Here is a 20574-nt window from a genome sequence, read left to right on the forward strand (position 1 = left end):
CCAGGATCGCGCGGTGACGGGCCCGTAGCCTGGCACTGGGCGCCCGCACGGGCGGCCGATCACCGAGCGCGAAGGCACCCGATGACCGACATGACCCTCACCCTGACCCCCGTGAGATCGAGCTCCGGCTCGCCCGAGGGCCAGTCGTGGCTCACCTCGCTGGCCGACTGGACCGTCTCGCTGATGGAGGTCATCGGCCCGGTCGGTGCCGGAGTGGCGATCGCGCTCGAGAACCTCTTCCCCCCGCTGCCCAGCGAGGTCGTGCTCCCGATGGCGGGACTGACGGCCAGCCGCGGATCGTTCACGCTCTTCGAGGCGCTGCTGTGGACCACTCTCGGCTCGGTCGTGGGCGCGTTCATGCTCTACGGCCTCGGTCGGTGGCTCGGCGCCGCGCGACTGCGGGCGTTCGCCGCCAAGATGCCGCTGCTGCACCCCGAAGACGTCGACCGCACCGTCGCGTGGTTCGAGCGGCACGGCGGCAAGGCGGTCTTCTTCGGGCGCATGATCCCGATCTTCCGCAGCCTCATCTCGATCCCCGCGGGCGTGGCCAAGATGCCGATGTGGCGCTTCGGCCTGCTCACCGGTGCGGGCAGCCTGGTCTGGAACACGATCTTCGTGCTCGCGGGCTACCTGCTGGGTGAGAACTGGCACATCGTCGAGGAGTACGCCTCGATCCTGCAGTACGTCGTCATCGCCGCCGTCGGCATCGGGGTCGCGTGGTTCCTGTACTCGCGGGTGCGCTCGCTCCTCGCGGCCCGGAAAGACGCCTGAACGGGGTTATCTCCACGTCGAGGCATCCGGCATCCGGACTCAGTCAGACCACAGAACCCGCCCGTAGACTGGGCTCGTGCCCGCCGACCGCCTCCATCTCGTGCGCCACGGAGAGGTTCACAACCCCCGTCGCGTGCTCTACGGTCGGCTCCCCGGCTTCGGCCTGAGCGTCGACGGACGCCGCATGGCCCGCCAGTCCGCGGACTACGTGCACGGCCTCGAGCGGCCCGTGTCGGCACTCGTCGTCTCGCCGCTGCAGCGCACCCGCGAGTCGGCGGCCCCCTTCGTCGAGCTGTTCGGCATCGAGCCCTTCATCGACGACCGGGTCATCGAGCCCACGAACGTGTTCGAGGGGCGCCGCATGAAGCAGGCGCTCGCGAACCCGCTCAACTGGCGGCATCTGAGCCGCCCCGCCGTGCCGAGCTGGGGTGAGCCCTACGACAACATCGTGGCGCGCATGACCGCCGCCATGGCCGACGCGTGGGAGCGGGTCGACGGCGGTGACGTCGTCGTGGTCTCGCACCAGCTGCCCATCTGGGTCACCCACCTCGCCCTGTCCCACCAGCCCACCCGCCACGACCCCCGCAAGCGCCGCTGCGCGCTGTCGAGCGTGACGAGCTTCGAACGGCGAGACGGCGCCGACGGCTCGGCGCGCTGGGTCGAGGTGGCGTACGCCGAGCCGGCCGCCACGGCCGGAGCCGTCGACGTAGGAGCAGTTTGATGCGCCGAATCCTCACCGCCGCCGGAGCCCTCGCCGCCGCGGCGGCCCTGATCGTGGGGCTGTCCGCCTGCACCGCCGACCCGCTGGCCGACCAGTACCGCGCGGGCGACAACAAGGGCTACATCGCCGCCAACGGGTTCCAGACCACCGAGATCGCGCCCGAGAACCGCACCGACCCGATCGCGTTCGAGGGGACCCTCGACAACGGGTCCGCGGTGTCGAGCTCCGACTTCGCCGGCAAGGTGCTCGTGGTCAACTTCTGGTACGCCACGTGCGGCCCGTGCATCATCGAGGCCCCGCGCCTCGAGCAGGCCTACCAGACGTTCCAGGGCCAGGACGTGTCGTTCCTCGGCATCAACACCTACGACCAGCCCGCCACCGCGCTGTCGTTCGCGCGCGATCACGGAGTGTCGTACTCGAGCGCCATGGCCGTCGGCGACGCCCAGCTCAAGCTCGCGTTCAACGAGGCGACCCCGCTGAACGCCACCCCCACGACCCTCGTGCTCGACAAGCAGGGCCGCGTCGCCGCGCGCATCGTCGGCGAACTGCCCGAGGCCTCGATCCTCGAGGCGATCGTGCGCACGCTGGTCGCGGAGAACGCGTGAACCCGGGCGCCCTCGTCTTCGACGGGGCCCTCTGGGTGGCCGTACCCATCGCGCTCGCCGCGGGTCTCATCTCGTTCCTGTCTCCCTGCGTGCTGCCGCTCGTGCCGGGCTACCTCGGCTACATCGGCGGTGCTGTCGCGCCGCGCGGGTCTTCGGCATCCGCCCCCGGGCGCGGGCGACTGCTCGGCGGAACCCTGCTGTTCATCGCCGGCTTCACGGTCGTCTTCATGGCCATCAACGTGCTGGGCGGCACGCTCGGACGCTTCTTCATCGAGTACGCCGACATCATCACGCGCGTGATGGGCGTCGTCATCATCCTCATGGGCCTCGTGTTCATCGGCCTGTTCGGCCTCGCGCAGAGGTCTGTGCGCATGCAGTCCCGCGCGAACCTCGGACTGATCGGCGCCCCGCTGCTGGGCATCGCGCTCGGCATCGGGTGGACGCCTTGCATCGGCCCGACGCTGACCGCGATCCTGTCGGTGTCGTACAACCTCGGCGACCCCGGGCGCGCGGCGCTGCTCGGACTCGCGTACTCGCTGGGTCTCGGCATCCCGTTCGTCCTCCTGGCCCTCGGCCTCGGGTGGGCGACGAAGTCGGTGTCGTTCGTCCGCAAGCACATCCGCCTCGTCAACCTGATCGGCGGATCGCTGCTCATCGTGCTGGGTCTGCTCATGGTGACCGGCCTCTGGGGCCAGTGGATGTCCGTGTTGCAGGGGGTGATCCGCAGTGTCCAGCTCCCGCTCTGATCGAGGGAACAACACCATGACCGACCCGCTGCGTCCGTCCGACCACGCCGACGGCGACGGCCAGGAGATCACCCAGCCGCGCCTCGGTGGCGTCGGATGGCTGCGCTGGGGATGGCGACAGCTGACGAGCATGCGCACCGCGCTCGTGCTGCTGCTCCTGCTCGCGATCGCCGCCGTCCCCGGCTCGCTCGTGCCGCAGCGCACCGCCGACCCGAACGGCGTCACGCAGTACTTCACCGACAACCCCGACCTCGCGCCGGTGCTCGACAAGCTCAGCCTGTTCGACGTGTACAGCTCGCCGTGGTTCTCGGCCATCTACCTGCTGCTGTTCATCTCGCTGATCGGCTGCGTGCTGCCGCGCACCAAGCACCACTGGAAGGCGCTGCGCTCGCAGCCCCCGCGCACGCCCGCCCGCCTGTCGCGCCTCGACGACCACCGCGAGCGTTCGTTCTCCGTGGAGGGCGACGCGGATGCCGCGGCGGCAGCCGCCGTCGAGAGCGCCGCCACGCAGCTGCGCAAGAGCGGCTACCGCGTCGCGCGCTACGACGGTCGGGGCGCCTTCTCGGTGTCGGCCGAGCGCGGGTACCTGCGTGAGACCGGAAACCTCGTCTTCCACGCCGCCCTCGTGGGCGTGCTCGTGGCCGTCGGCGTCGGCGGCGGCTTCACCTACACGGGCCAGCGCGTGCTCGTCGAGGGGCAGGCGTTCGCCAACAGCCTGCTCGACTACTCCTCGTTCAACCCGGGCCGCTTCGTCGGCGGCGACACCCTGACGCCCTACTCGATCACGCTCGACAAGTTCGACGTCAGCTACGTGCCGCCCGGCCAGCCCGGCTCGGGCCAGGCCGGCGACTTCATCGCCCACGTGACCACCCAGGCCCCCGGCCAGGACCCGCAGGACGGCGAGGTGCGCGTCAACCACCCGCTCGACGTGCAGGGCGACCGCGTCTACCTGCTCGGCAACGGTTACGCGCCGACCGTGACCATCCGCGACGCCGACGGCGAAGAGGTCTTCCACGACTCGATCGCGTTCCTGCCGCAGGACGCCAACATGACCTCGCTCGGCGTCATCAAGGTCGCCGACGGCCTGCCGCAGCAGCTCGGTCTGCTCGGGTTTTTCTACCCGACGATGGACGTGCTCGACTCCGGCGCGCTCACCTCGACCTACGGCGGCCTCGAGTACCCGACGCTGACGCTGCGCGTGTACGAGGGCGACCTCGGCATCGACGACGGCACCCCGCGCTCGGTCTACACCCTCGACCCCTCGAAGATGACCCAGATCGCCGGCGGCGACAGCGGCACCCCGGCGCTGCAGCTCATGCCCGGCCAGACCGAAGACCTGCCGAACGGCCTCGGCACCATCACGTTCGAGAACGAGGCCCCTGCGGGCGCCGCGGGCTACGAGCAGTCGGTCAAGCGCTTCGCCTCGCTGTCGATCCACCGCGACCTGGCCGGTCCCTGGGTGCTCGGATTCGCGCTGCTCGCGCTGTTCGGACTGCTCGCGGCGCTGTTCGTGCCGCGCCGTCGCATGTGGGTAAAGGCGACCCCGCAGGGCGACACCGTGCTCGTCGAGTACGCCGGCCTCGCGCGCGGCGAAGACCCGATGCTGGCCTCCGCCGTCGACCAGCTCGCAGACAAGCACGGCGCCGTTGTTTCTGCGACCCACCCCGACACCGGAAAAGTAGACTGACACCATGACCGGAACCGACCCGCTTCTCCTCGATGAGATCTCCCTCCTCCTGGTGTGGACGGCGGTCACCATCTACGTGCTGGCGTTCATCGCCTACGCCATCGACCTCGCCCGGCGCAGCGATCTCGCGCTCAAGGCGAAAGACGAGGTCGTGGCCCGCGAGCTCGTGACCGCGGGCGGCGGGGGAGTCATCTCCGCATCGGCCGGGTCATCGGCATCCGCCCCCGCTCCGTCGAAGCCGCGGTACCTCTGGGCGCGCCTGGGCACCGTGCTGACGGCGCTCGGCTTCGTGTTCCACCTGGTCGCGACCGTTCTGCGCGGGATCGCCGCCGAGCGCGTGCCGTGGTCGAACATGTACGAGTTCGCCATGACGGGCCTGCTGCTGATCATCGCGGTGTACCTGGCCGTGCTGACCCGCTACGACCTGCGCTTCCTCGGATCGCTCATGACCGGACTCGCGGTGCTGCTGCTCGGTGGCGCGACGCTGGCGTTCCACGTCGACGTCGTGCCGCTCGCCGACCCGCTGAAGTCGGTGTGGCTCGTGGTGCACGTGTTCGTCGCGAGCCTCGCGACCGCCTTGTTCGCCCTCGCGTTCGGGTTGTCGGTCGTGCAGCTCATCCAGACCCGTCGGGAGCGCAAGCTCATCGACGCCCCCGTGGATGCCGAGCCGAAGCGCAGCTTCCTGCGTACCGTCCCGAACGCCGAGGCGCTCGAGTCGCTGGCCTACCGCTTCGCCATCGTCGGCTTCATCTTCTGGACCTTCACCCTCATCGCCGGATCCATCTGGGCCAACGACGCGTGGGGCCGCTTCTGGGGCTTCGACACCAAGGAAGTCTGGACCTTCGTCATCTGGGTGCTCTACGCCGGATACATCCACGCCCGTGCGACCCGCGGCTGGCGCGGCACGCGCTCGGCCTGGCTGTCGATCATCGGCTTCACCGCGGTGCTGTTCAACTTCACGATCGTCAACGTCTTCTTCAAGGGCCTGCACGCGTACAGCGGCCTGACGACCTGACGCGCGGCCTTCGTGCTCGAGGGCCCGTCCGGCATCGCGCCGGGCGGGCCCTTTCCCGTTTGAGTGGCGTCTCGCGTGTGCGGGGTGTTGCGCGGGGCGGGTCGAGCGCGTGTGCCGGGCTCGCAACCTCGTGAGTGTCCAAAACACGCCGCATCTCGTCACGCGTTGCGGCGTTTCCTGGACACTCACCAAGCGCTCCGCTGCAGCGCCGGGCTCCCCGACTGTTGAGTGTCCGAACACACCGCATCTCGTCAGGCCGTGCGGCGTTTCCTGGACACTCAACGAGGCTGCTCAGGCCTGAGGGCTCGTCGGACGGGCGCGACGATGGAGCCCCTCGGATCGGCGAGGTGATGAAACAGAACACGGACGAGCGTCCACCCCTCATCGCTGATAGCGCGCCATCGATCGGCATCCCGGACGAATTGCTCACCCTCCGCGTGTTGGCGTCCTCGATGAGATCGGTGAGCGGGTCGCCATGAGCGATGATCCGATCGCCGGCCGCGATGAGGTCGTCGGCGCGCAGCATTCCGCCGAGCTGTGCCCACGTCTGGGCAGGGGTCGGCACGGGGAAGCCTTCGATCAGCGTCAGCCCGTCCTCCGGCATCCGGAGACGATGGCCGATGATGCCGCGGGTGCGCGGCTCTCGTGCGGGCGGATTCGCACTGACATGGATCGAGTCCCCGGGGATGAAGGGGAGAGGCATGCCCCAGAGCGCGGCCGCTGTCGTGTGGCTGAAGAATTGTCCACCCGTGATGCGGGGGAGGTAGGCGCGGCACAGTTCCCGGACGTCCGGCGACGACGTCTTCGCGCCGATCATGCGAACGCCGTGGAATGGCGCGTAGACATCTCGCGCGGCGAGACGTCGACGGGGGACACCCGCCCTGTCGGCGTCCTGCACGTGGAAAGAGAACCCGAGGTCAGCGGGGAGGGGGCGTGGTCGCACCCGGCCATCAGACCCGAGAGGCGACCTCTCTCGGTCGGGACCCACAGCCGCCCGGCGAGTCCGCGTCGTGTGGAGGAGCCGTCGGGGTCCCGCAGCCCCCCCACTGAGGGTCCAGGACATGCCGTGCCCACAGATCGCCCGCGGCGTGTTGTGGACACTCAACAGGCTTTCCGGCGCGTCATCCCTGCGCCGCGCACGCGACGCGCCGGGCGCCCCGCGCCGGCCCGCGTCAGGCGGGCTGGGCGGCGGCGCGGGTCGTCGTCGTGCGGCGGCGCACCACCACCAGCGTGGTCACCAGCAGCGACAGCACGGCCCACACCACGAATCCGGCCACACCCGCGGCGACGCCGCCCGACGACGACAGGGCGCCGAGCATCGCGTCGTAGGCGGGGGCGGTGGGCAGGAGCGAGGCGGCGGCGGCGAGGGCCGGCGGCACGGTCGAGACGATGCTCGCCCCGAGTGCGAGGGCGCCGATGACGGCGGCGATCCAGCGTCCGGCTCCGCCGAAGAGGGCGACGAGAGCCTGGTGCACGGCGGCGAACGCGATGCCCGCGGCGACGCAGACGAGGGCGAACAGCGCCCAGTCGCCCCAGTCGTACTTCGACGCGATCTGCACGACGCCGGCGACCAGCAGGCCCTGCACCGCGCCGACGAGCGCGGCGGGCGCGAACCCGCGTAGTGCGACGAGCGCCGAGGGGCGACGGCTGGTCAGCGCCCGTGCCGACACGGCCTGGAACGCCACGAACGACGCCAGCCCGCCGAACCACAGCACGGCCATGGCCAGCAGCGGCACCGCGGCGAGACCGAACAGCGAGTCGCTGGCGCCGGTCGCCGAGACCGGGTCGGCCACGACGTCGGCGAGGTTCGTCGCCTGGGCGTCGGTGTAGGTCGGCAGCTGCGCGACGGCCTTGTCGAGACCGTCGGCGAGCGAGCCCGTTCCGGTCGCGACCTGGCTCACGCCGTCGGTGAGCTGGGCGGCACCGGTCTCGGCGCCCGAGATCCCGGATGCCACCTGCGAGGCGCCCGAGCTGAGGGCGGCCGCTCCCGTGCCGAGCTGTCGGGTGCCGTCGGCGATCTTCGTCGCCCCGCCGGAGAGGCCGTCGATGCCGCCCGCGATGGTGGTGAGTCCGGATGCCGCTTCGCGCGCTCCTCCGGCGAGGCCGGTCGCGCCGTCGGCGAGCTGCTGGTTGGCGGCGGCGATGGCGCGGATGCCGGCGGGCAGCTGGGACGCTTGACCGGCGAGGTCGCCGATCTTCGTCACCGTTTCGGTCGCTTGGGGCAGTGCCTTCTTCGCCTCGGCGGCGGCGGTGCTCAGGGCCTGGCACTGCTCGGGTGTGCCGGTGCACTCGTCGGCGGCCTTCTGCAGGGCGGCCGCGGCGTCGACGAGCGCCTGGTTGACCTGCGGCGCGGCCTTCGACAGCGCGGCGGCGTCGTCGGCGAAGCCGGGCGGGATCTGGTCGGCGAGGCCGTTGATCTGGGTCGCGAGCTGCTGGTTGCCCGCGGCGATGCCGTCGGCTCCGCCCGCGAGCTTGTCGACTCCGGCGGCGGCGTCGCGCGTTCCGCCGGCGAGGGCGGTGGCTCCCGTGGCGAGCTGGCCCGCGCCGTCGGCGAGGGGCCCGGTGCCCGCGGCGAGCTGGCCGGCGCCGTCGGCGAGCTGCGAGGCTCCGCTCGAGAGCTGGCCGAGGCCGTCGCGCAGACTCCCGGCGCCGGTGGCGGCCTGCGAGGCGCCGTCGGCGAGCTGGTGCGCTCCGCTCGCCGCCGTGCCGAGCTGGTCGCTGAGGCTGGTGAAGCCGAGGAACACGTTCTTGAGGTACTGCGACGACAGCGTGCTGCCGAAGACGGAGGAGGCGGTGGATGCCAGCTGCGCGGTGATCGCGCCGTCGACCACGCGGGCGTCGGGCGCCGTCTGCACGCCGATGGTCGCCTTCTCGGGCGTCTCGCCGGGGCGGGTCGAGAGCGAGGCGGCGGTGAAGTTCTCGGGGATCGTGACGACGGCGGTGTACGTGCCGTCGGCCAGGCCCGCGGCCGCGTCGTCGTCGTTCGAGATGACCCAGTCGATGTTGCTCGGCTGGTCGTCGGCGCCCTTGACCAGGCCGCCGGTGAGCTGGCGCCCGAGGGGGACCAGTTGACCGTTGAGCTCGACGGCCTTGTCGTCGTTGACGATCGCGGCCGTGATGTTGTCGAGGCGGTCGGTGGGGTTGTACAGGGCGCCGACCAGGATGCCGCCGATCACCGCGGGCAGCAGGAGCACGCCGATGAGGGTCAGCCAGGTGACGGGGCGGCGCGAGCGGGAGCGCTCGACGGGGAGAGTCATGCGAACACCTCGGAGAGATCGGCGAAGGTTTCGGGTTCGGGGCGGGGGCGGCGCGGCGTCGCGAGGGGGAGCGACGTCACGTCGGGCCGCTGGGCGGCGGACAGCAGGGCGAGCGCCCGCCGTTCGTCGCGGGCCGACACGATGAGCGTGAACGGGGAGTCGTCGTCGCCGCTGCGCTCGCGCGCCTCGGTCGCGGCGAGCCGCAGCACGTCGGCGACGTCGTCACGGGTGTCGTCGTCGAGGCGGTCGACGTCGGAGATCACGACGATGCGGGTTCCGCGGGCGACGGCCTCCGCGACGTCGGAGCGCGCCGTGGTTGGGTCGTCGAGAAGAGCGACGCCGACGCGGGCGCGCACGGCTCCCGCTCGCTCGGGCACGAGGAGCCCGTCGACGCGCAAGCGCCCCTCGATCTTCGACAGACGCCCGGCCAGGGTCAGCAGCAGCGTGCGGGTGGTGCGCGTCTCGCCGGTGACCAGCAGGGTTCCGCCGTAGGGCAGTCGCACCGCGACGTCGCGGAACACCGGCTCCTCGGCATCCGTCGCCACGATCGTCTGCAGGTCTTCGGCCGCGATCGCGACCGGTGGGCCCGACGGCCAGTCGGTCAGGTGCACCTCGCGCTCGACGGCCTCGCCCTCGACGTCGAGTTTGGGGAGGATTCGGTCGAGCCAGCGCGGCATCCACCAGGCCTTCGCGCCGAGCAGGGCGAGGATCGCGGGCACCAGGGTCATGCGCACGAGGAATGCGTCGACCGCGACGCCGACGGCGAGACCCAGCGCGATGGGCTTGAGGCTCGAGTCGCCCTCGGGCACGAACGCGACGAAGACCGCGAACATGATGACGGCGGCGGCCACGACCACGCGGGCCGAGCCCACGAAACCGCTGCGGACGGCGCCGAGCGCCACCTCGCGGGGCGTGCGACCCTCGCGCTTGGCGTGCACGTAGTCCTCGCGCATGCGCGAGACGAGGAACACCTGGTAGTCCATCGCGAGGCCGAACAGCACGCCCATCACGACGATGGGCATGAAGCTGATGATGGGCCCGACCTTGGCCACGTGCAGGGCGTCGGCGAACCAGCCCCACTCGAACACCGCGGCGACGACGCCGAACGAGGCGGCGACCGACAGCAGGTATCCGCCGGCGGCGGTCAGCGGCACCCAGATCGAGCGGAACACGATCATCAGCAGCACGAGCGAGAGGCCCACCACGAAGAGCCCGAACGGCAGCAGGGCGGCGCCGAGCTGGTCGGAGATGTCGATCGTGACGGCGGTGTAGCCGGTGACGAGCAGGTGCACGCCGAACTCGTCGGAGAGGCGGGGCTCGGCCGCGCGCAGCTCGCGCACGAGGTCGGCGGTGCGCGGGTCGTCGGGCGCGGTCTCGGGCACGATCTGCACGATGCCGGTGTCGGCGGTGGCGTTCGGGGTGGCGAGGGCCACCTCGGCGACGCCGGGGATCTTGGCGATCTCGTCGCCGATGTCCTTCATCAGGGTGAGCGGGTCGTCGGAGGTGACGATCGTGCCGGTCATGATGAGAGGTCCGTTGGCGCCGGGGCCGAAGTATTCGTCGGTCAGCTCGTAGGCGACGCGCGCCTCGTCGCCTTTCGGCAGCTGTCCGGCGTTGGGCAGCGTGAGGGCGAGCGAAGCCGCCGGGATGGCGGTGACGCCCAGCAGGCCGACGACGGCGACGGTGGTGATGACCGGATGCCGGGTGACCAGGCCGACCCAGCGCTTGGCGGGCCCGTTGCGCTGGGCGCGCACGGCCGCGGTGGAGGCGCGGCGCAGGCTCTCGGCGGCGGCCTCGTCGGCGGCTGCGGCGTCGTCTTCGGCGGAGGCCGTGCGCGAACGCTTCTTCTGCTTCTTGTAGCCCCAGCCGACGACGCGGTGTCCGGCGAAGCCGAGGAACGCGGGGGTGAGGGTGAGGCCGACGCACACGGCGATCGCGACGGCGACCGAGGCGGCGATGCCCATCGTGGTGAGGAAGGGGATGCCGGCGAAGCCCAGGCCGATGAGGGCGATGAGCACCGTGATGCCGGCGAACACGACCGCGGAGCCGGCGGTGCCGACCGCGCGCGCGGTGGATTCCTCGGGGTCCATGCCGGCACGTGTCTGGTCTTGATGTCGAGAGACGATGAACAGCGCGTAGTCGATGCCGACCGCCAGGCCCAGCATCACCGCCAGCAGCGGAGTCGTCGACGACACCGTCGCGAAGCCGGTCGCGATGAAGATGAGCCCGATCGAGAGCGCCACGCCCAGGATCGCGGTGGCCAGCGGCATCCCGGCCACGAGGAACGAGCGGAACGTCACCATGAGCACGAGGGCGGCGATGACCACGCCGAGCGCCTCGGTGATCGAGGCGCCGGGGATCTCGGTGGCGAAAAGCTGGCCGCCGAGCACGGCCTGCGAGCCGCTCGGCAGGGCGTCGCCGAGAGCGGTGGCGGCCTCACGCAGTCCGTCTTCGGTCGCCTGGGGGACCGCCGTGGCCTCGCCCGAGAACTGGATGCGCACGATCGCGGCGCGGTCGTCGTCGGAGATGCCGCCCGAGATCTGGGAGTCGTAGGGGTCGGTGACGGCCTCGATGAAGTCGAGGTCGGAGATGTCGCCCGTCGTCTTCTGGATGGCGCTCTGATACGCCGGGTCGGTCACCTTCGCGCCGTCGGCCGAGACGACGATGATCTCGGCGCTCGCTCCGCTGACCTGGGGGAAGGTGCGTCCGAGCATCTCGAGGCCGGCCTGCGACTCGGTGCCGGGGATGGTGAAGGTGTTGTCGGTGCCCTTCGCGAGCAGGGCGACGCCGCCGCCGGCGAGCACGAGGATGAGCAACCAGGCGCTCAGCACGCGCCAGGGGTGACGGAACGACCAGCGACCCAGGGTGTACAGGAATGTCGACACGGCGGCTCCCACGATCGGCGAACGGGTCGATACATCACCGTATCGGATACATCAATGTATCGTAGTCGTCGGGGGAAGGCTCGAAGCTGAATCTCCCCCCAGAAACAGGAGGACGCGGATGACCGACACCGCCCCCGCGCCGTCACGCCGTCGCGAGAACACGCGCACGCGCCTGATGGACGCCGCCGCCGAGATGTTCGCCGAGATCGGCATCGAGGCCGCATCGGTCGAGGCCATCTGCGAGCGCGCCGGATTCACGCGCGGCGCCTTCTACTCGAACTTCGGCTCGAAGGAGGAGCTGTTCCTCGCCCTCTGCGCCCGATCGGCCGAGACCACCGTGGCCGCCGTGCGCGAGCGGGTCACCTCGATCGAGGATCGGGGGCTGGATGCCACGGGCGAGGTGCTGCAGCTCGTGCAGCAGGTGCTCGAGGTGACCGGCGACGACCGGCTCGACGTGCTGCTGGGCGCGGAGATCCGCGTGCAGGCACTGCGCAACCCCGAGTTCGCCGAGGCCTACCTCGCCCTCAACCGGGCCCTGGGCGAGAGCGTCACCCAATTGGTCACCGACATCGCGCAGGTGCGCGGGCTGTCGCTGCGGGTCTCGGCCGAGACGGCGACCGACCTGCTGCTGTCGGCGTGGGTGTCGACGGCCGAGACGGCGCTGATGACGCGTCAGACTCCCGCGGCCACGCGCGCCGCCCTCGGCGCCCGGCTCGAACAGCTCGTGCGCCTCATCCTCGAGTGACCTCTTTGAGCAGCGCGTAGCAGCGACGCAGGCGCTCGATCCACCAGTCGCGGCGATCGTCGGCCGCGGCGACCCGGTCGAGCTCGGCGCCGGTCGGTCGCGGTCGCTCGAGCGACAGGAATCCGCCCGTTGCGCGCAGCGGAGACGCCACGACGTCGGCGGTGAAGAGCGAGGCGGTCGCGAGACCGCAGTCGTAGTCGAGCTCGGGTAGCGACGCGGCGAGCGCGACCCCCATCGACAGGCCGATCGAGGTGTCGAGGGCGCTCGAGACGACCACCGGAAGCCCCGCCTGCGCCACGATCTCGCGCGCGGCGTGCACTCCGCCGAGCGGCTGCGCCTTGATGACCAGCAGGTCGGCTGCGCCCGAGCGCGCGACCCGCAGGGGGTCGGCCGCCTTACGCACGCTCTCGTCGGCGGCGATCGGGATGTCGAGGTAGGCGATGCGCTCGCGCAGCTGCGCGAGCTCGTCGATCTCGGCGCAGGGCTGTTCCACGTACTCGAGGTCGAACTCCGCGAGCGCGTGCACGGCGCGCTCGGCCTCGTCGACGGTCCACGCCGCGTTCGCATCGACCCGCACGCGGCCCTCGGGGCCCAGCGCCTCGCGCACCGCACGCACCCGTGCGACGTCGTCGGCGAGGTGCTGACCGGGCTCGGCGACCTTGACCTTGACCGTGCGGCATCCGTCGAACCTCGCGAGGATCCGCGCGACCTCGGATGCCGCGACGGCGGGCATCGTGGCGTTCACTCCGACCGCGTCGCGCACGGGTGCCGGCGACGCGCGCCATCCGTAGTCGATCGCCCCCGCCAGCCAGGTCGCGGCCTCGGCGTCGGCGTACTCGACGAAAGGCGAGAACTCCGTCCACCCCTCGGGACCCTCGAAGACGAGGGCTTCGCGCGTCTCGACTCCTCGGAACCGCGCGGCCAGGGGAAGGGCGACGACCCGCGCCGTCGCGAGAACGTCGGCGAGCGGGGGGAGGGCGACGGTGCTCATGCCCTCATCCTGCCGCTCAGCGCGGTCCGCCGCCGCCGAACCCGCCGAACCAGAACGTCTGACGTTCGACCGTGTACGAGGACAGGTCGGGCGTCGACTCGAGCGACTCCTTCGCGGCCTCCGACTGCTCGTGCGTGCGCCGCGGGCCGAACAGGTAGTCGCGCACTCGCGCGAGCGTCGACATCTTCTTCGTCATGATGACTCCGATCGTCTGGCCTCTCCACGGTACGTGCCCCGGCACGGCGAATCCACCCGCCCCGGTGTCGGAGGGCGGGCATAGGCTGACGCCATGCTCTTCGATACCCCCGTCCGGCTCGGTGTGCAGATCCAGCCGCAGCACGTGCAGTACTCCGACATCCGCGACGCCGTCTTCCGTCTCGAAGAGATGGGCGTCGACGTCCTGTTCAACTGGGACCACTTCTTCCCGCTCTACGGCGACCCCGACGGCGAGCACTTCGAGGCGTGGACGATGCTGTCGGCCTGGGCCGAGCAGACCGAGCGCGTCGAGTTCGGCGCCCTCGTGAACTGCAACAGCTACCGCAACGCCGACCTGCAGGCCGACATGGCCCGCACCGTCGACCACATCAGCAAGAAGGGCGGCGACACCGGCCGCTTCATCTTCGGCACCGGGTCGGGCTGGTTCCAGCGCGACTACGACGAGTACGGCTACGACTTCGGCACCGCGGGCTCGCGTCTGAACGCGCTCGCCGCCGACCTCGACCGCATCGTCGGCCGCTGGGGCAAGCTCAACCCCGCACCCACCCGCAAGATCCCCGTGATGATCGGCGGCAAGGGTGAGCAGAAGACGCTGCGCATGGTCGCGCGTCACGCCGACATCTGGCACAGCTTCGTCACTCCCGACGAGCTGCCGCACAAGTTCGAGGTCATCGAGCGCTGGGCCGAGACCGAGCAGCGCGACCTGTCGGGCCTGGTCGTCTCGAACGAGCTCAAGGACCGCGATGAAGACGTGGCCGACGCCCTGTTCGACGCCGGCACCCGCCTCTTCACGCTCGGCTTCTCGGGCCCCGAGTGGGACTACTCGCTCGTCGAGCGCTGGTTGCGCTGGCGCGACAGCAAGAACGCGTGAGTGATGCGGCGCCCCGATCTCCTCGGGGCGCCGCATACGTTCACGGCTTGAGCTGCGCGCCGCCGGACGTGCCCGTCCAGGTCTTCGCGGCTTCGCCGGCGTAGTACGCGGTTTCGCTCTGGTGGTTCATCGAGCGGCGCGCGTCTTCGGACTGGTCATGCGAGGGCGCTCCGACGAAGTATTCGCGGATGCGGCCCAGGATCGACACCTTCTTCGTCATGCTGACTCCGATCGTCGGGGTCGTCCAGGCTACGGCGGGGCGGCGGCGACGTCCACCATCGGCCGCCGCGTCCGTGGGCGAAGGCCCGCGCGTAGGCTGAACGGGTGACCGTCTCCGAGCTCTTCGACCCCGCGGAATGGACCCTGGCGCCCGGCGCCGAGGACTACACCGACATCACCGCCCACGTCACGCACGACGGCCGGGTCGCGCGCATCGCCTTCGATCGACCCGAGGTGCGCAACGCCTTCCGCCCGCACACGGTCGACGAGCTGTACCGCGCGCTCGATATCGCGCGGCAGGACCACCGCATCGGCGTCGTGCTGCTCACCGGCAACGGCCCGAGCCCGAAAGACGGCGGCTGGGCGTTCTGCTCCGGCGGCGATCAGCGCATCCGCGGCCGCGACGGCTACAAGTACTCCACCGACGAGACCACGGTGCACGATCCGGGCCGCGCGGGTCGCCTGCACATCCTCGAGGTGCAGCGGTTGATCCGCTTCATGCCGAAGGTCGTCATCGCCGTCGTCCCGGGCTGGGCGGCGGGCGGCGGGCACTCGCTCAACGTCGTGTGCGACCTGTCGATCGCGAGCGCCGAGCACGGTCGTTTCAAGCAGACGGATGCCGATGTCGGCTCGTTCGACGCCGGCTACGGCTCGGCCTACTTCGCGCGGCAGATCGGCCAGAAGTTCGCCCGCGAGATCTTCTTCCTCGCCGAGGAGTACTCCGCCGAGCGCGCGTACGAGATGGGCGCGGTCAACCGCGTCGTGCCGCACGCCGAGCTCGAGCGCGAAGCCCTCTCGATGGCGCGCACGATCCTCACGAAGTCGCCCACCGCGATCCGCATGCTCAAGTACGCCTTCAACGCCGTCGACGACGGCCTCGTGGGCCAGCAGCTGTTCGCCGGCGAGGCCACGCGCCTGGCGTACGGCACAGACGAAGCGGCCGAGGGGCGCGACTCGTTCCTCGAGAAGCGCGACCCCGACTGGTCCGACGTGCCGTGGCACTACTGAGCGCCGGGTCGCACGCGTGAGGCTCGAGCCGCCGGCATCCGGGGATCCCCGCGACGTGCTCCGTGCCCTGCGCGCGGCCGTGCTCGGCGCAGGTCCCGCCGTCGCCCTCGGGGGAGACGCGGCGCCGCGCGAGGCCCCCGCGGGCACTGCCGCGGTGGTGACCACGTCGGGTTCGACGGGCGTGCCGAAGTCGGTGGTGATCTCGCGCAACGCCCTGATCAGCAGCGCGTACGCGACGGCCGCGCGCCTCGGCGAGGGGGCCTGGCTGCTCGCGGTGCCGGCGACCTACGTCGCGGGGGTGCAGGTGATCGTGCGCGCGCTGCTCGCCGATCGCGAGCCCGCCGTGGTGGCGGGGCCCTTCCGCCCCGAGCCGTTCGCGGCGGCGGCCCTCGGCATGGCCTCGCACCTCGACGGTGCGCGGGTTCCGACCTACACCTCGCTCGTCCCCGCCCAACTGCAGCGCCTGCTCGACGCCGCCGAGCATGACGACACGGTGGCCCAGGCGCTGCGGTCGTTCGAGGCGATCCTCATCGGCGGCCAGGCCCTCGCCCCCGCGGTGCGGGAGCGCGCCGCAGAGGTCGGGGCGCGGATCGTCCGCACCTACGGCTCGAGCGAGACCAGCGGCGGGTGCGTCTACGACGGCGTCCCGCTCGACGGCGTCGGCATGCGCATCGTCGCGGGCGAGGTGCAGCTGTCGGGCCCCACGCTCGCCGACGGTTACCTCGACGACCCGGCGCGCACGTCCTCCGTCTTCCCCGTCGAGGCCGACGGCACGCGCTGGTACCGCACCGGCGACGGGGGAGAGATCGTCGACGGGGTGCTGCAGGTGACGGGACGCCTCGACAACGTCATCGTCTCGGGCGGGGTCAACGTGTCGCTCGATCGCGTGGAGGCCGCGGTGCGCGGCATCCGGGGTCTCGAATCCGCCGTGGTGGTGCCGATCCCGGATGCCACCTGGGGCCAGGGATCCGCCGTGGTGGTCGCCGGGCTCTCCGGTGTCGACGAGAGCGAGGTGTTCGATCGCGTGCGCCGGGCGGTCGGCGAGGCCGTGGGCGCTCCCGCGCGTCCGGCACGGGTGATCGCGGTCGACGAACTACCGACCCTGACCTCCGGAAAGCCCGACCGTGCGGCCCTGCGGCGCCTGGCCGAGACCGGCACGACCGGCGCGCGGGATTAGGATGACCCTCCGTGGCAGCTCCCTCTCGTAAGCGTTCGAACACCGCCAAGAAGCGTCATCCCGGCGGCAATCCGCAGAAGCCGAAGAGCGGCGCTCCGCAGGCCGTCGCCAAAGCGACCGCGCGCGACTGGATCGCCGCCGCTCGCCTGCGCACGTTGCCGCTGGCCATCACCCCGGTGCTGATCGGCACGGGCGCTGCGACGCTGGTCGACGATCAGCTGCATTGGGTGATCGCCCTCGCGTGCCTCGCCGTCGCCTTCGCGCTGCAGATCGGCGTCAACTACGCCAACGACTACTCCGACGGCATCCGCGGCACCGACGACGTGCGCGTGGGCCCGGGACGCCTGACCGGGGGCAAGAAGGCGAAGCCGCGGACGGTGCTCGTCGTCGCGCTGGGGTTCTTCGCGCTCGCCGCGGTCATCGGTCTCGCCCTCGTGATCCGCACGGGTCAGTGGTGGCTCATCCTCGTCGGCGCGCTCTGCATCGTCGCGGCCTGGTTCTACACCGGCGGCAAGCGCCCCTACGGCTACAACGCGATGGGCGAGATCTTCGTCTTCGTCTTCTTCGGCCTCGTCGCCACCCTCGGCACGACCTGGCTGCAGGTGCTGTCGCTCCCGCAGGAGGCCTGGTTCGGCGCGGTCGCCGCGGGACTCCTCGCCTGCGCCGTGCTGCTGGCCAACAACCTGCGCGACATCGACCAGGACCGCCTCGCCGGAAAGCGCACGCTGTCGGTGCTCATCGGGCGCCGCGCGACGCAGGTGCTCTTCACGCTCTTCGTGCTGATCCCGTTCGGGATCGCGGTGTTCCTCGCCGTGTTCTACCCGGTCGCGTGGCTCACGCTCATCGCCTTGCTGGGCGGACTCGCGGCGATCCTCATCGTCTGGACCTACCGGACCCCGCGCGAGCTGATCACCGCGCTGCAGGTCACGAGCTTCACCTCGGTCGCGTACGGTGCCCTGCTGTTCTGGGCGTTCGTGGCGGGCTGAGGCTCAGCGGGCGTCGGCGCGAGGCTCGTCGTCGGGGCGGGCCGCGTCGACGACCGCGTCCTCGGCGTCGGCGTCGCTCTCGGCTCCGGTGCGCCGGCCCGTGGCGGTGCGCGCGGCGCGACGCTCGGCGAGGCCGCCGGTGACCTTGTCGAGCGGGCGGCGAAGGAACAGCAGCGACAGGCTGAAGCCGATCAGTGCGGCGAAGATCGCCGCGAGCCACGGCAGTTCTTGAAACACCGGGAAGAGCAGCAGGATGCCGAGGGGCACGAGGAATGCGAGAAGTCGCAGGACCGTGTAGACGAGGGCCGAACGAGCACGCATCCTCCGATTCTACGGCGGAGGGGCCGCGCCCGAGTCCGGGTGGTTCGACGGTGAAGTGGACCGCCGACTCCGGGCCGCTGTCCAGCCGACGCACGTAGACTCGGGTCATGGCACGGTTGCTTCTCATCTTGGCGCTCGTGGCGACCGTCTTCTGGGTCTACACGATCGTGGATTGCGCCGTGCAGAATCCGTCCCGTCACCGCGGTGTGAACAAGCCCGCGTGGCTGGCGATCGTCATCCTGCTCCCCGTCCTCGGCGGCATCCTCTGGTTCCTGATCGGCCGCGGACGTGCGACGAGCAACGTGGTGCGACGTGCCCCCGACGACGACCCCGAGTTCCTCGGCCGCATGACCGCCTCGGCCCGTGCCGAGCAGGACGAGCGCATCCGCCGTCTCGAAGAGGAGCTGGCGCAGCTCGACTCCGAGGCCGACGACCCGGCTCCGCCCCAGAAGGCGACAGATCAGGGCGAGACGCCCGAGAAGGGCTCCGGAACCCCCGGTACCCCCGGAACCGGCGACGACGACACCCGCGGTCAGCGCGGCGCCGTCGGCTGAGCCGTGGCCTCCGACACCGCGCGTTCCGCCGCGCCCGCCACCGATGCCGCGGCGGCCCTGCTCGCCGGTCTCGTCTCGCGCGGCGTGCGCCACGTCGTTGTCAGCCCGGGCTCGCGCTCGCAGGCCCTGGCCCTCGTCGCCGCCGACCTCGAGCGCGCCGGCCTGATCGAGCTGCACGTACGCATCGACGAACGCGTCGCCGGCTTCACCGCCCTCGGCATCGGCCGCGAGACCGGGATCCCGGCCGCGGTCGTGTGCACCTCGGGCACCGCGGTGGCCAACCTGCTGCCCGCCGTGCTGGAGGCCCACCACGCGGGGGTGCCGCTCGTGCTGCTCACCGCCGATCGCCCGCCCGAGCTCCGCGGCGTCGGGGCCAATCAGACCACTCGTCAGCCCGGGCTCTTCCGGTCCGCCGTGCGGTTCGAGGCCGATCTGGCCGTGCCCGAGCTTGTCGACGACGACGGGTCGAGCGAGCAGAGCATCGCCCTCGACGCGGTCGCTGCCGACACCCTCGCCGCGGCCCTCGGCGAGGGCTCCCGCGCGGCCGGGCCCGTGCACCTGAACGTCCCCTTCCGCGAACCCCTCGCGGGTGCGTCTCCGTCGTGGCTGGCGGAGCGGGCGGCATCCGGGATCATCGCCGAAGCCGTCGTGGCCGACGAGTCCGGCGAGGACGACGGATCCGGTGCCCTGTACCAGGGCGGCGGGGGCATCGGTGAAGCCGACGTCGCGCCCGACGCCGAAGGTCCGTACCCCGTCGAACTCGGGCTGCGCACGATCGTCGTCGCCGGCGCCGATGCCGGAGCGGCCGCCGAGCAGTTCGCCCACGACGGCGGCTTCCCGCTGGTCGCCGAGATCGTCAGCGGCGCGCGCTTCGGTCGCCAGATCGTGCACGGCTACCGGGCCCTGCTCGACGACCCCGAGCTCGGCGGACGCATCGAACGCGTCGTGGTCTTCGGTCGGCCCACCCTCAGCCGCCAGGTGACGCGTCTGCTCATGCGGGACGACGCCGAGGTGCTCGCCGTGCGCGGACCCGGTGAACCCATCAACCTCAACGGGTCGACGGTCGCGGTCGACGCGGTGCGCGTGGGCGACGGGGCCCCCGATCGCGAGTGGCTCGGGGCGTGGATGCGCGCCTCGCGCGCGCACCTGGTGGACCTGTCTCCGCCCGCCCCCGACGCCGACGGCCTCGCCTCGGCCGTGCCGCACGAGCGTCTGGGCGCTTTGAACGCCGAGGTCGAGGTGATGCGCGCCCCCATCGACCGCGCCGCTCTCGTCGACGCCCTCTGGCGCGCCAGCTGGCCGCACGACCGGCTCGTGTTCGGGTCGTCGCGCATCGTGCGCGTCGCCGACGAGCTGCTGGGCGGCAAGAAGGTCGCCGTGCACTCCAACCGGGGGCTTGCGGGCATCGACGGCACCATCGCGACCGCGACCGGGATCGCCCTCGCGAGCCAGGTCGACGATCGGCCCGGCGTCACCCGTCTGCTGCTCGGCGATCTCGCCTTCCTCCACGACATGGGTGCCCTGATGCTTCCCCCCGGCGAGCACGAGCCGCGCCTGCAGGTCGTGGTCGGCAACGACGGCGGCGGCACGATCTTCGACGGACTCGAGGTCGCCTCGGTCGCAGGCGACGACGCCATGTCGCGCGTGCAGTACACCCCGCACACCGCACGCCTCGAGCAGCTCGCCCTCGCGTTCGGCTGGGAGTACCACCGCTGCACCACGCGCGTCGCGCTCGACCAGGTGCTCACCGCCCCCACCGGTGGTCGGCAGCTGATCGAGGTGCCCCTTCCGCGCTGAGT

The 20574-nt window shown here is 71.5% G+C and carries 19 protein-coding genes; 13 read left to right on the forward strand and 6 right to left on the reverse strand.

Annotated elements, in window-relative coordinates:
• Positions 1–90 precede the first annotated feature (90 nt).
• From ABXS86_RS13890 to ccsB, 6 genes are all read left to right on the forward strand, one after another.
• Positions 91–771 carry a DedA family protein gene (locus ABXS86_RS13890; protein WP_307214122.1) on the forward strand — a complete coding sequence of 227 codons (681 nt, stop codon included), beginning with the start codon at positions 91–93 and terminating at the stop codon, positions 769–771.
• Positions 772–847: 76 nt separating this feature from the next.
• Positions 848–1492, forward strand: a complete 645-nt coding sequence (locus ABXS86_RS13895; RefSeq protein WP_307213673.1) for a histidine phosphatase family protein — start codon at positions 848–850, stop codon at positions 1490–1492.
• Positions 1492–2097, forward strand: a complete 606-nt coding sequence (locus ABXS86_RS13900) for a TlpA family protein disulfide reductase (protein WP_251508397.1) — start codon at positions 1492–1494, stop codon at positions 2095–2097. Before ABXS86_RS13895 ends, ABXS86_RS13900 begins: the two co-directional genes overlap by 1 nt.
• Positions 2094–2843: a cytochrome c biogenesis CcdA family protein gene (locus ABXS86_RS13905; protein WP_353664860.1), complete on the forward strand. Its 750-nt coding sequence runs from the start codon at positions 2094–2096 to the stop codon at positions 2841–2843. The genes ABXS86_RS13900 and ABXS86_RS13905 overlap by 4 nt, the downstream gene beginning before the upstream one ends.
• 16 nt (positions 2844–2859) lie before the next feature.
• Positions 2860–4530, forward strand: a complete 1671-nt coding sequence (locus ABXS86_RS13910; protein ID WP_353664861.1) for a cytochrome c biogenesis protein ResB — start codon at positions 2860–2862, stop codon at positions 4528–4530.
• A 4-nt stretch (positions 4531–4534) separates the two neighbouring features.
• Positions 4535–5545, forward strand: a complete 1011-nt coding sequence (gene ccsB / locus ABXS86_RS13915; RefSeq protein WP_307213668.1) for a c-type cytochrome biogenesis protein CcsB — start codon at positions 4535–4537, stop codon at positions 5543–5545.
• Between the two features lie 1172 nt (positions 5546–6717).
• Here ccsB and ABXS86_RS13920 read toward each other — a convergent pair.
• Together ABXS86_RS13920 and ABXS86_RS13925 are read right to left on the reverse strand one after the other, a co-directional pair.
• A complete protein-coding gene (locus ABXS86_RS13920; protein ID WP_353664862.1) occupies positions 6718–8802 on the reverse strand; it encodes a YhgE/Pip domain-containing protein in 2085 nt (694 codons plus the stop codon).
• On the reverse strand, positions 8799–11687 hold the full coding sequence (locus ABXS86_RS13925) for an MMPL family transporter (RefSeq protein ID WP_353664863.1): 2889 nt from the start codon (positions 11685–11687) through the stop codon (positions 8799–8801). Before ABXS86_RS13925 ends, ABXS86_RS13920 begins: the two co-directional genes overlap by 4 nt.
• A 118-nt stretch (positions 11688–11805) precedes the next feature.
• Between ABXS86_RS13925 and ABXS86_RS13930 the strand changes: the two genes are divergently transcribed.
• Complete coding sequence (locus tag ABXS86_RS13930) at positions 11806–12432, forward strand: TetR/AcrR family transcriptional regulator (protein ID WP_353664864.1); 627 nt, start codon at positions 11806–11808, stop codon at positions 12430–12432.
• Here ABXS86_RS13930 and ABXS86_RS13935 read toward each other — a convergent pair.
• Positions 12419–13423: an o-succinylbenzoate synthase gene (locus ABXS86_RS13935; RefSeq protein ID WP_353664865.1), complete on the reverse strand. Its 1005-nt coding sequence runs from the start codon at positions 13421–13423 to the stop codon at positions 12419–12421. The two genes, ABXS86_RS13930 and ABXS86_RS13935, sit on opposite strands and share 14 nt — an antisense overlap.
• 16 nt (positions 13424–13439) lie before the next feature.
• Positions 13440–13619, reverse strand: coding sequence for a hypothetical protein (locus ABXS86_RS13940; RefSeq protein WP_353664866.1), 180 nt, complete (start codon positions 13617–13619; stop codon positions 13440–13442).
• 93 nt (positions 13620–13712) lie between these two features.
• Here ABXS86_RS13940 and ABXS86_RS13945 point away from each other — a divergent pair, with 93 nt between their 5' ends.
• Positions 13713–14510: an LLM class F420-dependent oxidoreductase gene (locus ABXS86_RS13945; protein ID WP_353664867.1), complete on the forward strand. Its 798-nt coding sequence runs from the start codon at positions 13713–13715 to the stop codon at positions 14508–14510.
• Positions 14511–14550: 40 nt separating this feature from the next.
• Here the strand turns inward: ABXS86_RS13945 and ABXS86_RS13950 are convergent, their stop codons facing one another.
• The gene (locus ABXS86_RS13950; RefSeq protein WP_353664868.1) at positions 14551–14730 is read right to left on the reverse strand and encodes a hypothetical protein; all 180 of its coding nucleotides are present in this window, start codon (positions 14728–14730) and stop codon (positions 14551–14553) included.
• A 104-nt stretch (positions 14731–14834) separates the two neighbouring features.
• Here ABXS86_RS13950 and ABXS86_RS13955 point away from each other — a divergent pair, with 104 nt between their 5' ends.
• The 3 genes from ABXS86_RS13955 to ABXS86_RS13965 are packed head-to-tail and all read left to right on the forward strand — an operon-like array spanning position 14835 to position 17900.
• Complete coding sequence (locus tag ABXS86_RS13955) at positions 14835–15737, forward strand: 1,4-dihydroxy-2-naphthoyl-CoA synthase (RefSeq protein ID WP_144832470.1); 903 nt, start codon at positions 14835–14837, stop codon at positions 15735–15737.
• Positions 15738–15753: 16 nt separating this feature from the next.
• Positions 15754–16914 (forward strand): AMP-binding protein, encoded by a 1161-nt coding sequence (locus ABXS86_RS13960; RefSeq protein ID WP_353664869.1) that lies wholly within the window; start codon positions 15754–15756, stop codon positions 16912–16914.
• Between the two features lie 11 nt (positions 16915–16925).
• On the forward strand, positions 16926–17900 hold the full coding sequence (locus tag ABXS86_RS13965) for a 1,4-dihydroxy-2-naphthoate polyprenyltransferase (protein ID WP_144832476.1): 975 nt from the start codon (positions 16926–16928) through the stop codon (positions 17898–17900).
• Between the two features lie 3 nt (positions 17901–17903).
• On the opposite strand, the gene ABXS86_RS13970 is transcribed toward ABXS86_RS13965, so the two are convergent.
• Complete coding sequence (locus ABXS86_RS13970) at positions 17904–18221, reverse strand: DUF4229 domain-containing protein (protein WP_307213650.1); 318 nt, start codon at positions 18219–18221, stop codon at positions 17904–17906.
• Between the two features lie 107 nt (positions 18222–18328).
• Here ABXS86_RS13970 and ABXS86_RS13975 point away from each other — a divergent pair, with 107 nt between their 5' ends.
• Both ABXS86_RS13975 and menD read left to right on the forward strand, forming a co-directional pair.
• Positions 18329–18775 carry a PLD nuclease N-terminal domain-containing protein gene (locus ABXS86_RS13975; protein ID WP_307213648.1) on the forward strand — a complete coding sequence of 149 codons (447 nt, stop codon included), beginning with the start codon at positions 18329–18331 and terminating at the stop codon, positions 18773–18775.
• 3 nt (positions 18776–18778) lie between these two features.
• A complete protein-coding gene (gene menD / locus ABXS86_RS13980; RefSeq protein WP_353664870.1) occupies positions 18779–20572 on the forward strand; it encodes a 2-succinyl-5-enolpyruvyl-6-hydroxy-3-cyclohexene-1-carboxylic-acid synthase in 1794 nt (597 codons plus the stop codon).
• Positions 20573–20574 lie beyond the last annotated feature (2 nt).

The sequence above is a fragment of the Microbacterium sp. che218 genome (assembly GCF_040436305.1).
Lineage (GTDB): Bacteria > Actinomycetota > Actinomycetes > Actinomycetales > Microbacteriaceae > Microbacterium > Microbacterium algihabitans.